Origin of the sequence: Sphingorhabdus rigui (assembly GCF_014196595.1) — a bacterium.
GTDB lineage: Bacteria > Pseudomonadota > Alphaproteobacteria > Sphingomonadales > Sphingomonadaceae > Sphingorhabdus_B > Sphingorhabdus_B rigui.
The window spans coordinates 1,590,422-1,604,939 of sequence record NZ_JACIEA010000001.1 but is presented as its reverse complement, the minus strand read 5'-3'; the positions used below and the strand labels follow the sequence as shown (position 1 = coordinate 1,604,939).

The 14,518-nt window shown below is 53.1% G+C and carries 14 protein-coding genes; 4 read left to right on the top strand and 10 right to left on the bottom strand.

Annotated features, from left to right (window positions below; genetic code table 11):
* Positions 1-33: 33 nt before the first annotated feature.
* Positions 34-477 (top strand): baeRF12 domain-containing protein, encoded by a 444-nt coding sequence (locus GGR91_RS07435; protein WP_183941449.1) that lies wholly within the window; start codon positions 34-36, stop codon positions 475-477.
* Between the two features lie 36 nt (positions 478-513).
* On the opposite strand, the gene GGR91_RS07430 is transcribed toward GGR91_RS07435, so the two are convergent.
* The 4 genes from GGR91_RS07430 to GGR91_RS07415 form a co-directional block, all read right to left on the bottom strand.
* Positions 514-1,794, bottom strand: a complete 1,281-nt coding sequence (locus GGR91_RS07430; protein ID WP_183941448.1) for a glycoside hydrolase family 130 protein — start codon at positions 1,792-1,794, stop codon at positions 514-516.
* Complete coding sequence (locus GGR91_RS07425; RefSeq protein ID WP_183941447.1) at positions 1,794-4,079, bottom strand: glycosyltransferase family 4 protein; 2,286 nt, start codon at positions 4,077-4,079, stop codon at positions 1,794-1,796. Before GGR91_RS07425 ends, GGR91_RS07430 begins: the two co-directional genes overlap by 1 nt.
* 137 nt (positions 4,080-4,216) lie before the next feature.
* Complete coding sequence (locus GGR91_RS07420) at positions 4,217-4,867, bottom strand: response regulator transcription factor (protein WP_183941446.1); 651 nt, start codon at positions 4,865-4,867, stop codon at positions 4,217-4,219.
* Positions 4,857-6,395, bottom strand: a complete 1,539-nt coding sequence (locus GGR91_RS07415; RefSeq protein WP_221204226.1) for a PAS domain S-box protein — start codon at positions 6,393-6,395, stop codon at positions 4,857-4,859. Before GGR91_RS07415 ends, GGR91_RS07420 begins: the two co-directional genes overlap by 11 nt.
* A 185-nt stretch (positions 6,396-6,580) precedes the next feature.
* Here GGR91_RS07415 and GGR91_RS07410 point away from each other — a divergent pair, with 185 nt between their 5' ends.
* The 3 genes from GGR91_RS07410 to GGR91_RS07400 all read left to right on the top strand — a co-directional run bounded on the left by GGR91_RS07410 (position 6,581) and on the right by GGR91_RS07400 (position 9,022).
* Positions 6,581-7,072 (top strand): Hsp20/alpha crystallin family protein, encoded by a 492-nt coding sequence (locus GGR91_RS07410; protein ID WP_183941444.1) that lies wholly within the window; start codon positions 6,581-6,583, stop codon positions 7,070-7,072.
* A 99-nt stretch (positions 7,073-7,171) separates the two neighbouring features.
* Positions 7,172-8,275: an Acg family FMN-binding oxidoreductase gene (locus GGR91_RS07405; protein ID WP_221204225.1), complete on the top strand. Its 1,104-nt coding sequence runs from the start codon at positions 7,172-7,174 to the stop codon at positions 8,273-8,275.
* 72 nt (positions 8,276-8,347) lie between these two features.
* Positions 8,348-9,022: a DUF6629 family protein gene (locus GGR91_RS07400; protein WP_183941443.1), complete on the top strand. Its 675-nt coding sequence runs from the start codon at positions 8,348-8,350 to the stop codon at positions 9,020-9,022.
* A 94-nt stretch (positions 9,023-9,116) separates the two neighbouring features.
* Here the strand turns inward: GGR91_RS07400 and GGR91_RS07395 are convergent, their stop codons facing one another.
* The 6 genes from GGR91_RS07395 to GGR91_RS07370 all read right to left on the bottom strand — a co-directional run bounded on the left by GGR91_RS07395 (position 9,117) and on the right by GGR91_RS07370 (position 14,495).
* Complete coding sequence (locus GGR91_RS07395) at positions 9,117-9,767, bottom strand: BON domain-containing protein (protein ID WP_183941442.1); 651 nt, start codon at positions 9,765-9,767, stop codon at positions 9,117-9,119.
* Between the two features lie 88 nt (positions 9,768-9,855).
* The gene (locus GGR91_RS07390) at positions 9,856-11,424 is read right to left on the bottom strand and encodes an MBL fold metallo-hydrolase (protein WP_183941441.1); all 1,569 of its coding nucleotides are present in this window, start codon (positions 11,422-11,424) and stop codon (positions 9,856-9,858) included.
* A 16-nt stretch (positions 11,425-11,440) separates the two neighbouring features.
* Entirely contained in the window at positions 11,441-12,700 is a 1,260-nt protein-coding gene (locus GGR91_RS07385; RefSeq protein ID WP_183941440.1) for an MgtC/SapB family protein, read from the bottom strand.
* 12 nt (positions 12,701-12,712) lie between these two features.
* Complete coding sequence (locus GGR91_RS07380) at positions 12,713-13,525, bottom strand: universal stress protein (RefSeq protein WP_183941439.1); 813 nt, start codon at positions 13,523-13,525, stop codon at positions 12,713-12,715.
* Between the two features lie 186 nt (positions 13,526-13,711).
* The gene (locus GGR91_RS07375) at positions 13,712-14,125 is read right to left on the bottom strand and encodes a hypothetical protein (RefSeq protein WP_183941438.1); all 414 of its coding nucleotides are present in this window, start codon (positions 14,123-14,125) and stop codon (positions 13,712-13,714) included.
* Positions 14,126-14,135: 10 nt separating this feature from the next.
* Positions 14,136-14,495 carry a hypothetical protein gene (locus GGR91_RS07370; RefSeq protein WP_183941437.1) on the bottom strand — a complete coding sequence of 120 codons (360 nt, stop codon included), beginning with the start codon at positions 14,493-14,495 and terminating at the stop codon, positions 14,136-14,138.
* Positions 14,496-14,518: the final 23 nt, after the last annotated feature.

Genomic DNA, 14,518 nt, shown 5'->3' with positions numbered 1-14,518 from the left:
ATCATTATCGATGTTTCAGATAGGAGGCAGAGAATGCTGATTGCGCATGGTACACTGATAATGGTTGTAGACGGCGCCCGCATGGCGATGTTTCGGAACAAGGGTAATGTGCGTAAGCCCTCGCTGGAACTGATGGTGCAGGAGCGGCGGATAACCCCTTCAACGGCCGAACTTGGGGATGACCAACCAGGACGCACCTTTCAGAGCACCGGACACAGGCGCGGTGCCTATGAAGCTGTGGACTTGCATCAGCTCATAGAGGACACGTTTATTAAAGAGATGGCCGAAATGCTGACCTCAGTAATGAGGGACGATGAAGCGCAGGCTATCCTAATCGCCCCACCGCATGCGATGGGTGTCATACGCAAATCGCTACCAGCCGACATCCGCCAGCGTCTGTTGGCAGAGATTGACAAAGACTATGCTGGACGCACTGCGATTGAGATTGGGCAGATGCTTCAACAATATCGGTTGTAAAGCCACCGGAGCAAAACCGGCACATGCATTTTGACGTTACATTGTGGCCAACAGGTCCTTGATCGACAGGAATGCGAACGCAACCGAACTATCCGCAACACCATAAGGCAGGAATAGGTCGTCGCCCACTTTGATACCGCCGCACGAATAGACAACATTGGGAACATAGCCTTCGCGGTCCTCGTCGACCGCTGACACGACAGGATGGCTTGTTCTTGCAAGAACACGGGACGGGTCGTCTTTGTCCAGCAGCACTGCACCAATCGAATATTTTCGAATAGCACCGACGCCATGGGTCAGCAGCAACCATCCCTCGTCTATCTCGATGGGTGGTCCGCAATTGCCAATCTGCACAAACTCCCACGGGTATTTCGGTTCGAGCAAAAGCTGGCCGTCGCCCCAATTGCCGAGATCGTCGGATTCAATAATGAATAGATTTTTGCCGTCGTGCCGTCCGATCATTTTATACCGCCCGTTAAATTCACGCGGAAACAAGGACAGTCCTTTGTTTTGCGCAGCGGTTCCTTCCAATGGAATAAGGTCGAAGCGCGAAAAATCTCTCGTACGCATCAGTTCCGACCGAATTTCGCGGCCTGAATAGGCAGTATATGTCCCAATCCATTCGATTGATCCGTCGACATGTTCGAATCTGGTTAGCCGCAAATCTTCAAGGCCATTGCGCTGCGCATCGGTAACAGGAAAAATTACAGTTCCCGAAATCGAACTGTCCGGACTTCGGAATACCGAAACATAATTTCCATTTTGGTGGCATGGATCGCCGGCAGATGTATCGGCCGCGATTGCGCAACGTGGTTGCGACACCAGTTCGAATTTGCGGTCAGTCGTTATCACACCTTCCCGAAATGCGATCGACGATATGTGGCCTTCTCCTACGGCCCGCAGCGAGATGAGAATGCGGACATAACCATCGGCAAGCTCCCCTTGATCGGGATGTAATGTCACGCTGGGGTTCATCAAAGCGGCGGCCGCATAACTATATTCATGGCAAAAATAGGCACCGATAAGCAGCTTCTTTTCTTCGCGAATCCGGCGGCCATCCAGTTCCAGATCTTTCTCAAGCTCTTCATATCGTTGCATGAGAATATTTTGTGTCTGCAAATGCCGCGATTCAAAATCGTGAAAAACGAGGGCCAGTTCGGATCTGGCGGTTCGCATATCGAGCGCCCTTACCATATCGACCAGCTGAAGCATCCGTCCCTTCGTGGCTTGTGCGTTCCACGCGAGATGGAAAGGCCGCAGCACGACACGTGAGGGATCGGCCCGCAACCGTATTGGGGATTGATACAGTTGCAGCATCAGCGTCTGACATGGGGCTGAATAGAAATGGTCGCCAGATGAAAGGCGAGGAGTGATTCAGCCCCTTGGTTTAAATTAACGCCTGTCGGCGTGAGCGCATCAAAACAAGCACCGGTCTCGGCATTACCGACGGGAAGGCCATGTTCGTTTTTGCCTAAAAACCAACGATATGCGTTGAGCGCGCGATCTTGCCATACCGGTTCACCCGTCGCAATAAATGCCGCATCACAGGCATCCACCATCGCCGCGGCCTCCACCGGCTGCTGGTCGTGCGGAAGGGGCTCAGCAAACGGTCTGTTAAAGCTATCCGAGCCAATCGCCGAAAATGTACCTTTGGAACTGGTTTGAATTTCGTTCAGCCATTCGAGCGATGCGAGACCTATTTGAACAAAATCCTCCCTACGCAGGAGGATGCCTGAGCGTATCAATGCCTCGGAAATCCTCGCATTATCATAAGCAAGCACCGGTTCGAACCACCGCCAGTCGTCGCGCTGGGTATCGCGATACAATTGTACGAGTAGCTCGCCCCATTCGACAATATATGACAGAAGTTCGGGATGCTCGGGCAAGCTATTTTGTACAGCAACACTACCCAGAATTTTGAACGCTTTTGCGCGCGGCGAATCAATACCAGCCAGATGATCGATTGCATCGCCGAACAAATTCTGCGCCCAATCCCGAACGCCGTCTATTGGGGCGGATGCGGCGGCAATACCCAGGGCCCAAATAGCGCGACCGTTCGAGTCATTGGAACCGATATCCTCAAGCCATTGGCCGTCGAAGCCCATAAAATTGCGAAACCGGCAAGCTTGGGGGTTCCATGCATGGTCCACAAAAGAGGCATAGACCGCCATCCAGCGATCCCGCTGGATGATATCAGCATGACTGCGGCACGCCAAAATGAGCGCACGGGCATTGTCGTCTATGCAATAACCGTGACGGCGGTCCGGCACACCGAACCGGCTATGCTGCAAAATGCCCGTAAAATTGCTGTGACGGATGACCGCTTCAAATGGCAGGGTTTCAGGAATAGGTACCGGCCGGATCGGTGTCGTCGGCACAACCGACGGCGGTATCCCTTCTTGAAATCGCGCCATAGCGGCTTCAGAAAATCTAGGCCAAATCATGCTACGGCTCAGAGCATAAGTGCGTTTACGCAGATCCATTAGTCCCACCTCGTCTTCCAGAAGATCGATTATCGCATTCGCGAACCCCTTGCTGTCGCCAAAATCGATAAGATGGCCGTGCCCGCCCGCCAGCAATTCGATCGCGTGCACATAAGGGGTTGAAACCACGGGCTTGCCCAGACCGACTGCATAGGCCAGCGTCCCTGAAGTCACTTGCGCAGGGTTTAAATAGGGCGTGGCGTAGATATCTGCGGCAGACAGATAATCGAGCAGTTGCTCCGTATCACAAAAGCCATCGATCCATTCGACATTATTGGAGACACCTAGATCGTCAGCCATCGCCTTCAGGCTATCGCGGTATGTTTCGCCATTCTGGGAAATGCAGTGAGGATGCGTTGCACCCAAAACCACATATAGTGCTTCAGGAAACCGTTGCGTTAATGCAGGCAGGGCCAAAATGACGGTCTCGATGCCCTTGCCCGGCGACAATAGGCCAAAGGTCATAATGACTTTGCGGTTTTTCCAACCAAACCGCTCTTTCATAGGCGCGGTAGCGGTAAATGGCCGATCCGGAATGCCGTGCGGAATGACGCAAATCTTGGCAGGGTCGCATCGATAAGTGTCGATAAGTATCTGCTTAGCCGCCTCCGCCATTACCATGACGATGGCGCATCTTTTAAGCAATGCATCGGTGACGCGGCGTTGGTCGCTGTCAGGGTTGCTAAGGACCGAATGCAACGTGACAGCGACAGGCACTGAAACACGATCCAGCAATTTCAGAATGTGACAGCCAGCACGACCGCCAAAGATGCCGAATTCATGTTGCAGCCAGACAAGATCGGGTTTGTTGGCGGAAATGGCTGCAGCCGCCAAGCGGTATGAAATGGGATCATTTTGCGCGATGCTCCCGCTGACTTCCGAGGGATAATTATAGCTGTGGGAACTGTCATTCATCGCCCAAACGTCAACTTTGACGCTGGGATATTGCGATTTTAGAGAGTTGAAAATATCGGCGGTAAATGTAGCGATTCCGCATCTGCGCGGCAGGTAATTGCCGATAAGCGCGATGCGTGAAATTCGGGGTCTTATCGATCTGGCCGCATCGGATTTCTGCCGAATGGGTATTTTGCTCGCGATATCGAAATATTGAAAGTCCATGGGGGTTTATCTTTCGCTCATACCCCCCCATTCATCGTTGTGCGTATATGTTGAAGCTTGTCCAATCCGGAACAGTACTGGGTTGATTTCCTCGTGCGAACGGCTGCGACTGTTAACGTGCTTGAATTGACAATGCGCTACACGAGATTTTCCGCCGAAATGGCAGGAGTTTCGGCAGTTTTTTGGTCGGCGATGAATGCGATACGCAATGCCTCGGAAAGGCTGCGGACGCGCAATTTTTCCATCATGTTCGCGCGATATATCTCGACCGTACGAGGCGATATGCCCAGGTCATATGCGATAGTTTTGTTCGGATAGCCCGCCACAAGCCCGTTCAGCACATCCCGCTCGCGCCCTGTAAGGCTGGCCAAACGAATCTTGGCTTCACTCGATTTCATGCCCTTATCGTGCGACTGATAAAGGTGTTGAAATGCTTCATCGACGGCACGAAGGAGCTCCTCCTTCTCGTAAGGCTTCTCGATAAAATTGACCGCGCCGTTACGCATCGCTTTTACGGCAATCGCGATATCGCCATGCCCAGTCAGGACAATAACCGGCATATCTACCCCCCGAATTGCCATTTCCTGTTGGACCTGAATGCCATCCATTTCGGGCATTCGCACGTCAAGTAAAACGCATCCACGCGGCGCCAGCTTCGCTACTTTCAAAAACTCTATGCCAGACAAGTGATTTTCGACGTGATACCCTGCGTGCTTCAGCATGAATGCGACTGACCGGCGTACGCTGTCATCGTCGTCGACAATATGAACGATCTTGTCATGATTCATCTTGCATCTCCTCAGAAACGAGTGGCACCGTGAACTTAAAGATTGTCCCGCCACCTTGTTCGAATTCAACAGACATTTCTCCACCATGGGCAGCTATGATCGTGTGGGAGATGGAGAGCCCGAGACCCATTCCTTTTGCCTTTGTGCTGACAAAGGGCTGGAACAAATGTCCCTGCATGACCTCAGGCACACCATGTCCAGTGTCGGCGACCGATATTTCTGCATAATCCGAACCACACCGCTTGGCGCGGATCGCCAAATGCTTGATCGCGCTATGTTCCATCGCCTCAACCGCGTTGCGCATCAAATTCACGATTACCTGCTGAATTTGAACGCGGTCCGCGATGACATTGTCTATATGCGGTTCAATTTCGACCGATAAGGATATCCCTTTTTCACGGGCGCCAACGAGACCTAGCGTTGTCGCATCGTGTATCAGTTTTCCGAGTGGCAAAATCTGCCGGTCAATTTCGCCTTTGGAGACAAAATCGCGCAATCGTCGTACAATCTGCCCAGCTCTCAATGCCGCTTTCCCGGATTCATCGATCGCCTCGCGGATTGTCTCCAACATCTCGGGCTTCCAGTCATCCAGCAAATCACGGCTCGTAGCCAAGTAATTTGCCATTGTGGTCAAGGGCTGGTTGAGTTCATGCGCCAGCGCCGAGGCTAATGTTCCGACAGCGCTAAGCCTCGATGTATGCGCCAGCTCCGCCTGTAGTTCGTTCATTTTCGCTTCAGCTTCAAACTTCTCAGTCAGGTCGCGGATAAAGCCAGTAAATGCGCGGTGCTCGCCCACCTGGATTTCGCCGACCACGAGCTCCATCGGGAAAATACTTCCGTCTTTTTTCTGGCCTTCGAGTATGCGTCCGATACCAATAATTCGCTTTTCACCGGTTTGAAGATAACGTTTTATATAGGAATGATGGGCCCCGCGATATGGTTCGGGCATCACCATTTCGATACTGCGGCCTAATACTTCGTCCTCTAGGTAACCAAAAAGTGTTTCTGCGGTTTTACTGAATGATGTAATTAAACCATCCTCGTCGATCACGATCATGGGATCGGGTACGGTTTGAAGTATCGCCGACAGCAATGCCGCGCTCTCAGACACTTTCTGCAGATTATTTTCGCGCTGGCTTACCTCTCGGGCGGTAACGATCACGCCTGCGGGCTCACCGTCGCCGCTTTTGAGCGGAGCCAACCTGCATTCGATTGCTCTTCGTTCGCCATCAAGAGCATGCACAACCAGAAAAAGTGGTTCGATCTTATCTGGTGTATTGCCCGACATCACCTTGTCGAAATGTGCTTTGAATTGTGGGGCATGATTGGGATCCAGAAGCAACAAGGGCGATCCCGGCGGTATGTCGTTTAGAGACTCAATACCCAACAAAGAGAGGCCGGCGGCGTTTAGCTCAGCCAGCCGATGGTCGGGAAGGATGATAGCCACGGCCTCGGACAGTGTCTCCAGAATGGCATCCAGAAATCCCGTTCTGTCGGAAGAAGTGCGATCCGAACCGATATCCAACAAACTCGACCTCCCAAGCAGCAGCCTAACTGATTTTCCAGATTATGTCGAATGGTCGTGGCCGAAGTCTCCCGAACGCACAATGCGGTGAACTACGTAGTTGCGCATAGGGGAATCTTCGGATTTTGGGATGTTACTGTAGTCGCTAGTTTGGGCTTTCAAATTTCATCGCAATATTGGAGGACATCATGAACCAGCTTGAAAAAGTTGCGGCCCAGCGACCGGCCAAACAAAATGCGGACAATTTCTGGGAGCCGCTGACACGCGTTCGGAGCGAATTCGATCATCTACTCGATGATTTATGGACGCGACCCATGGGGTTGAGTTTGACACGGCGTATGCAAGCGCTTTCCGGTCCTGCGCTCGAACTCAAGGACAAGGAAACCGAATATGAGCTTGTAGCGGAAATCCCCGGAATACAGGCTGAGGATGTCGAACTTAAGGTATCTGATGGCCTGCTGCGCCTGACCGGAGAAAAGCGGGAGCAGCATGAAGAAAGGGAAGGGGACTTCCTGTTCTCCGAACGCCGATACGGCCGGTTTGAACGCGTAATCGAATTGCCACAGGGCATTGATCACGAGAAAATTACGGCCAAGGCGCGTGACGGGATTTTGTCGGTCCATCTTCCAAAAAGTCCAGCAGCGATTGAACGCGAGCGCAAGATTCCAATCAAAGGATAGCTTTCGGCACAGTCATATGTGCCGGATATGTAGGCGGCAGGTCCTCCTTCCACCCCTCCCCCGAAGTGGACCTGTCGCCGAACCAAAAAAGGACTAGATATGCAGAGCCGTCGCCAGTTTATCTGCCAATCGACGGCGGCAATTGCATTAATGCCTCTTGTGGCATGCGCACGCGCTGATGCGATGGATTATCAAACAGCCGCCGCAAAGCTTCGCGCTGATCTGCCTAAAAATCCAGATATGCAGGAGATGCTTCGCTTTGCCACCTTGGCCGCCAACGGCCATAACAGCCAACCTTGGCGATTTTCCATAAATGGCAGCAACGCCAGCATCATTCCAGATTTGTCGCGACGAACGCCTGTGGTTGATCCCGACGACCATCATCTGTTTATAAGCCTCGGCTGTGCAGCGGAAAATCTACTGCTGGCTGGGGCCGCGCATGGCCGGCCTGGAGAATTGCTATTTCTGAATACCGATGGTGGCCGCATCGATATTGGTCTGGGCCGAGGAAAAGCCGAAAAATCAGCTCTCTATTCAGCCATTCCCAAAAGACAAACGACCCGATCAATATATCAGGGTGGCCGAATTTCTGTAGCTGATTTGGCTGATCTTGAAGCTGCCGGCAATGTGGAAGGCGTATCCATTCATATCATCACGGATGATAGGCAGCGCGAAGCCGTGCTTGATCAAGTGATTTCGGCCAACACTCAGCAAATGGGCAACCCTGATTTTGTCAAAGAGATGAAGCAATGGGTTCGTTTTAATCCGGACGCGGCGCTTGCAAAAAGGGATGGTCTGTTCAGCCTCTCGACGGGCGGGCCGATTGCTCCGACATTTGTCGGCCGGGCACTGTTTTCACAGTTTTGGGATGTGGATGCAGAGAACAAAAAATATGCAGCGCAAATCCGCTCATCCCCGGTCGTCGCGGTGTTCACCGGCGACAAAGCAAACAAAGACAATTGGATCAAGGTGGGCCGCAGTTTTCAGCGTTTCGCCTTGCAAGCCACCGCATTGGGCTTGCGGCACGCACATATCAATCAACCCATCGAAGTCACCAGCGCGCGGCAACAATTTGCCAGCTGGCTTGGCACACCGGGCAGTCGACCTGATTTGGTAATCCGCTTGGGCTATGCCCCTGCTTTGCCTATGTCATTACGAAGGCCCGTTACAGATGTTCTGATCCCCTGGGAAATCAGCCGATAAGTAGATATCCTGATTACAAAGCGGCCTGGCAACCTGCATGCGTCGGAGCCCATTCGCATATGATGCCAGGGAGTGACGATCATCTGTTTTTCTGCAACCGCCAGTTTCGCAGCCGGGGCCGTTTTACTGGCAGTTGGATCGATTGCCGTTCGTCGTGCGCACAAGCCAGATTATGCATATGCGGCCATTCCCCTTTTGTTTGGGATCCAACAGGTTATCGAAGGGGCCCTATGGCTTGTTCTGGCGGAACGTTCGTCGTCGCAGCAGTGTCTGACTGTCGGTTATTTGGGGTTTGCCAACATATTGTGGCCAATCTACGCGCCATTGGCGATCTGGTTGATGGAGCGGAAATCCGCGCACCGTAAACGTCTCCTGCTTCCTCTTGTCGCCGGGGTCGTAACTGCGATCTTTTTCGCACATGCGATTGCGACACACCCAATTGGCGCCGAAATCGTTCGATCGCACATCCGCTATCGTTTGCCGCACGATAATGAAGAAATTATGTTTGCGTTTTACGCAACCGCAACTTGCCTCGCACCGTTGCTGTCGAGTTACAAAAGTGTCAGGCTCCTTGGCGCGGTGATTATCGCGTCGATGATCGCCACATATGCTTTTTACACGATGTGGTTCGCGTCTGTCTGGTGTTATTTCGCAGCATTGATCAGCATGATTATCTTGCTGCACTTTCCGCCCCGCCATTCGGCAATTGTACCTTGTTACCGCAGCAGCGTTAATGTCGATCGCTGAACTGGTTGCGCAAAAAAAGAGCGGGCCCCGATCTTACAGATAGCAAGGCCCGCTCAGTCATTTCCCCAGGGTCGCAGAAGGGGAAAGTCAAAATTCAGATGATCATGATGTTGTCTTCAAGACGGTTCACTCCAGGCGCTGCCCAAGCAGCCCGTTCGGCGATCCGGCGCTCATAACTTGAATGGACTTTGCCGGACAATTTAACCTTGTCACCTTCTGTCTCGACTGTGATGGTACCGGCATCCAGATCGGCGGATCGTTTGAAAGCATCCATGATGCGTTGCCGAATATCGATTTTGGACGGCGTCTGTTTCACTGCGATCAGGTTGCTCACACCTTTGACCCCTGAAACCCGCGAAGCCATATCGCCCGCCGCTTGGCGCTGATAATGATAACCAACATCCCCGCTTAATGACACCCAGCCATGTTCGACCTTTATGTTGATCTTGCCCTTTGGAATCGTTGCACTCCAATCGAACATGTCAGCGATCCGCTTGGCAATCTCGGGGTCTGCCGTTTTCGCATCGCTTGCGAAACGCACTTCGATCTCTTCGGCAAGACCTCGGACGCCTTTAACCCGCCGCGCAGCCTGTTCAGCCGCAATTTTGGAAGCATAGCTGCTCACAAAACCGGAAAGAGTGATAACGCCATCTTTCGCCGCAACTCCGATATTGGCATGTTCGACGCTTGGTTCCCATTCCAGTTCGGCCATCACATCTTTTTGCAACTGACTGTCTGTCTTCATCGGAATTCTCCTTTATATGCAATATTTAGGATAGCCCCCACGCGCGATATTGATGAAGTTGTCGTGGCCCGCAAATCGGGAATGCCACCTAGGTAATTGTCCGGATGCTCTCTGCATCTTCAAGCGCGCGTGTCATCGATGCGAGGACACGTTCTCGCGCTGCGTCCGACGGCAATGCGCGCAGACGATCCGCCAATCCGGACTTGAGCGCAGCCAGGCTTGCTGTCCAGTCGCGTGGTGCGATGCGGACCTGCAAATCCTCGCGCGCTGGGCAAATGCGCTTTGCTGCATGGTTGGCGCTGACACTCCAACTCTCGCCGAGCATGGGAACGACTACATGAGGTGCTAACCCGGCTTTGCGAATGTCTTGGGCAAATACCGAAAGCGCGTGTTGCTCGCCATGGACGAGGAAGACCGAGCCCGACACCGGGCCGCGGTCCTTAATCCATTGCATTAACGCCGGACGGTCAGCATGGACCGAATAGGAATCGATTATTTTTACATCGGCACGAACCGGTACATCGTGTCCCGAAATGCGAACATTGCGGGCACCGTCGCGAAGCACCGCACCCAGTGTGCCGGCAACTTGGTAGCCTACCAGCAGCACCCGTGCCCGGGCATTCGGGAGGTTATGTAGCAGATGATGCCGAATACGCCCGCCTTGGCACATTCCCGATCCTGCGATGATAATCACGCCAGACATGCTGTTGATCTGCTTCGATTCCTCAACATCGTGGGTAAACCGGATGTTCGGCACACTAAACAAATCATATCCTGTGAGGCGATGACGTTGCGTTGTGCGCGTGACCCGTTCGGCAAGCGGCGAATCTACGAAGACGTTAAAGGGCTTTAACCGTTTAGATTCAAACAGCGCGACTAGGTCTTCCAACACGATCTGTGTTCGTTCGACTGCGAACGCGGGGATCAGTACATTGCCATTCTTACCCAGCGCCTCTTCGATATACTGAGCCAGCTGTTCGCGGCGGTCACTGATCAAAACTGGTTCGCGCGTGCGATCGCCGTAAGTTGTTTCACAGATGATCTGGTCATAGCCGCCAAGTGGGACGTCTGCACACTGGATGGCCGAACCGCCGCCGATGTCGCCAGAAAATAAAATTCGTTGATCTGCCAACTTCAACTCGACAGACGCCGAACCGACGATGTGTTGTGCATCCCAGAGCCGAAACCCATCGTCATTGCCCAGCTCATTCCACGCCCCATAGCATGTCTCTTTTATCTGACCGATGCATGATGTCACATCGTCTCCGGTATAAAGCGGTATGAAAGGCGGTAATGCCATTCGGTCGGGGCGACGATTGCGCCGAGCCGCATCAGCTGCCTGCAGCTTTGCGGAATCGAGCAACAAAGGCTCGATAATGTCGGCGGTGGGCGCCGTCATCCAGATCTGCGCATGGCAACCTTGCGCGGTCAGATAAGGCAGGCGGCCGCTGTGATCGAGGTGCGCGTGGGTCAAAATGACAGCAGAAATTGCCTTGGGATCAAAGGGCAATTGTTCATGGTTGAGCGCCTCCAACGAGCGTGTTCCTTGAAACATCCCGCAATCGATGAGCACCGTTTTGTTATTTGCACGGACCTCAAAGCAGGAACCCGTAACGGTGCCTGCTGCGCCATGGAAAATTATTTCGACTGAACCCATTTGTTCTAATCCCGGTTTAAGTTGCCATCGCTAACCCTATTGCGCCCGCCAATGTCGCGGCGCCAAGGGCCAGTGCACAGATTGCCTTTCCTCCCGCTTTTGGACCGGCATAGATTATGATGACACCAATCTTGACCAGCATATTTGCGAGCACAGCGCCGACAAGAGCGAGGCCGGCAATACCGGGATTAAGGGTGCCGGAAGACAGCCCGCCAAGCGTGACGATGGCCGCATCGACGTCGAAAAGACCAATGGTGATTATGAGCGCTAGCGCCCCGCCACCCCCAAACTCAATCTCAGCCCAGCGCGCGGCAACCGCCATGATGGCGACCAGAATTAGAAATCCAAGTGCAGGAATGATAGCGATAGGATTTCCCAAGCGCGCAAGTTCGGTAGACGTCGCCGACGTTTGATCGCGGAGCAATACCATTCCGGCAACGGCGCCAACCAACACTGCGGGGCCAGCCAATTGCAACACTGTCATAAATGCGAAATTGGCAATAATGGCGGTCAGAAACAACACTCTCACAAACATGATGGATGTCGCGAGTGCTATTCCCGCCGACAATGTTCCTTGACCGGTTTGGTCTGTCCGGAGCCGATGCGATAGCAGAGCGGTAACTGCCGTTGAGGAATAAGCACCGCCAATAACGGCTGTGGCCAACACGCCTTTTTTTGAACCAAAGATCCGGCTCGCAGCATATCCGGCGAAGGAAAGCCCCGTAACAAAGACTACGACCAACCAAAGTTGTCGTGGGTTCCATGCTGCATATGGACCGTAACGCGCATCAGGCAGGAATGGCCAAATCGCGCCAGCAATGATGGCAAACCGGGCAAGGGCGATAACGTCACTTTCACCCAGCTTTTTGATCATAGTATGCAAACCGCGCCGTTGCGTCAGGATCAGCGTGACGACAGCAGCAGTCGCCATTGCCAATGCCGGATGACCTGATGTGGCCAACATACCGAAGCACAGCGTAGACAATGCCGCGATCAAACTCGTTACGCTGACGTCCTCCGGCGAAGACATTGAACGGGTATATCCAATCACAAGCATGAGCACCGCAGCGCCAAGCAATATGGTGGCTGCCGCCGCGCCATAGACCTGCTGGATTAGGCCGAGCAGCCCTCCAAGCCCGCCGAGCACAGCGAATGTTCTTACGCCTGCGACCCGGCCGCCGGCGGCAACATCGCGCTGACGCCATCCACGCTCAATACCAACCAGTAAACCAGCCGCAAATGCGATGCCTAGGTCGCGATACGCAAGATCGCTCATCGGCATCAGGTTTTAGCGTCCCATGATTAGCGGGATAGCACATTCCGAAAGAAGCGTTCGCGTTACACCGCCAAAAAGAAATTCTCGCGCCCGGCTGTGGCCATAGCCGCCCATGACAATATAGCCCGCATCCATAACCTGCGCGGTCTCGATAATCGCTTTTTCTACAGGCATGTCTGATTTTGGACGTGCGTGCAGTTCAGACGTTACACCGTGACGCGACAAATAGGTCGAAGCGGCAAGCGAGGGTAATCGATGCTCTTTTGGTTCTTCGACGGTCACAATGTGGACCGCTGATGCCATTTTAAGCAGCGGAAGTGCTGCGCGCAGCGCATTGGCGGCTTCGAAACTGCCATTCCATCCAACGACGGCGGGCCCGAATACGTCAAATGTGTTCAGCTCCTGAGGCTGCACCAATATCGGCGCGCGCGCACTTTGTAAGACATCACCCATCAACGTGATGGGTGTGTAACGTGTTTCGCGGTGGTGATATCGGCCCAAAACGACTAAGTCGGCGAGCGAAGACCGGCTGACAATTTCCTGGGCAGGTTCGCCGTCCACATGCTCATAGTCCCATGATACATCCTCATTTTTCAGACTCTCCTCAATCCGCGCACGCATTTTCTTTTCCATCTCGTCGAGCGTTGTGATGAAGTTGGGCATCATATAAGCGCCAGTCATACCGTCTGACATGATATAGAGGTTGATCGGGGTCACATGCAGGCAACTGACATGACCGGATGTGGCGCGTGCGATGGAAAGCGCAGCCTGCAACCGGGCTTCCATTCCGGCATCGTCCTGCACATGTAATAACAGGGATTTCATTTCAACTCTCCCTCAGGCGGCGCGGTATCGCGACGATTTAGTATTCACGAACTTAACCTGCGCGGGGAACGCGCCATATCAGGGAAAATACGGATGCTAGGGTCAGGACCTATTAAATGCACCTTTATGAGCCACCGCGGATTTCGAAAACGGGATGATCCGCTGCAAGAATCACCTTGCCTGACATCAGCTTGGCACCGCCGGATTGCGCTTTAGACCGACAATCAATGGCATCAGCATGAACAGCCCAAGAACGGTCGCATTGGTCAGCGCCGCAAACGGGCTCAAGCCTGCCCAGAGAGTAAAAACTGAACTGTCGCTGAGGATCCGTGCCATAGTCTCTTCGGCAATTAACAGCAGGACAAATGCGGTGCAGCCAATGAACAAGAAGTCGCTGGGCGTTTTGGTATCAGGTGCCCTATCCAGCACAAACCGCGCTGAGAAAAACGAGACTATTGCCATGACTGGCATTTCCATCAGCAACGCGGCGCTCAGACCAACCGCCGGAGTAACCCTGAATTCGCTGATCATGCCCAATGCAAAGCGTGCGAAATAGACCATTACAAAATAACGGATGGGACCGCTAAATTGCGTTATCATTTGGCCAAAGCTAAGCATGGCAACTCACCACCTTGAACGGCAGGCGCTCCCCATTTGTTTCGGTGATGGTCAAATATTGGCCAGGTTTGATTGGATGGTGTTCCAATTGGAAAACACCCTCATCATCGGCATCACCATCTTCATATGAAAATGCCCAGCCAGCGCGCTGGCTTATGACCACGCCTGTCCGATCCGGCTCGTTGGGCCACATGCGATGGACTATCGGGCTTTGGGTTGCATGCTTGATGGCCGACCGTTCTATAAAGCCATTGTCGTCAATTGGCAGCCGCAACACATAGGCATGCGCCGCAGAACCTTCTGGAAATTCTGCCGTACGCGCAAGTTCCAAGCGAATGGTTTTCCAAGTCATATCGATGTTTTGCACGACATTGG

What these genes read in the sequence shown, in the direction of transcription:
- GGR91_RS07435 (WP_183941449.1), top strand. Translation starts at nt 34, where the DNA reads ATGCTGATTGCGCATGGTACACTGATAATGGTTGTAGACGGCGCCCGC.
- GGR91_RS07430 (WP_183941448.1), bottom strand. Translation starts at nt 1,794, where the DNA reads ATGCTGCAACTGTATCAATCCCCAATACGGTTGCGGGCCGATCCCTCA.
- GGR91_RS07425 (WP_183941447.1), bottom strand. Translation starts at nt 4,079, where the DNA reads ATGGACTTTCAATATTTCGATATCGCGAGCAAAATACCCATTCGGCAG.
- GGR91_RS07420 (WP_183941446.1), bottom strand. Translation starts at nt 4,867, where the DNA reads ATGAATCATGACAAGATCGTTCATATTGTCGACGACGATGACAGCGTA.
- GGR91_RS07410 (WP_183941444.1), top strand. Translation starts at nt 6,581, where the DNA reads ATGAACCAGCTTGAAAAAGTTGCGGCCCAGCGACCGGCCAAACAAAAT.
- GGR91_RS07405 (WP_221204225.1), top strand. Translation starts at nt 7,172, where the DNA reads ATGCAGAGCCGTCGCCAGTTTATCTGCCAATCGACGGCGGCAATTGCA.
- GGR91_RS07395 (WP_183941442.1), bottom strand. Translation starts at nt 9,767, where the DNA reads ATGAAGACAGACAGTCAGTTGCAAAAAGATGTGATGGCCGAACTGGAA.
- GGR91_RS07390 (WP_183941441.1), bottom strand. Translation starts at nt 11,424, where the DNA reads ATGGGTTCAGTCGAAATAATTTTCCATGGCGCAGCAGGCACCGTTACG.
- GGR91_RS07385 (WP_183941440.1), bottom strand. Translation starts at nt 12,700, where the DNA reads ATGAGCGATCTTGCGTATCGCGACCTAGGCATCGCATTTGCGGCTGGT.
- GGR91_RS07380 (WP_183941439.1), bottom strand. Translation starts at nt 13,525, where the DNA reads ATGAAATCCCTGTTATTACATGTGCAGGACGATGCCGGAATGGAAGCC.
- GGR91_RS07375 (WP_183941438.1), bottom strand. Translation starts at nt 14,125, where the DNA reads ATGATAACGCAATTTAGCGGTCCCATCCGTTATTTTGTAATGGTCTAT.
- GGR91_RS07370 (WP_183941437.1), bottom strand. Translation starts at nt 14,495, where the DNA reads ATGACTTGGAAAACCATTCGCTTGGAACTTGCGCGTACGGCAGAATTT.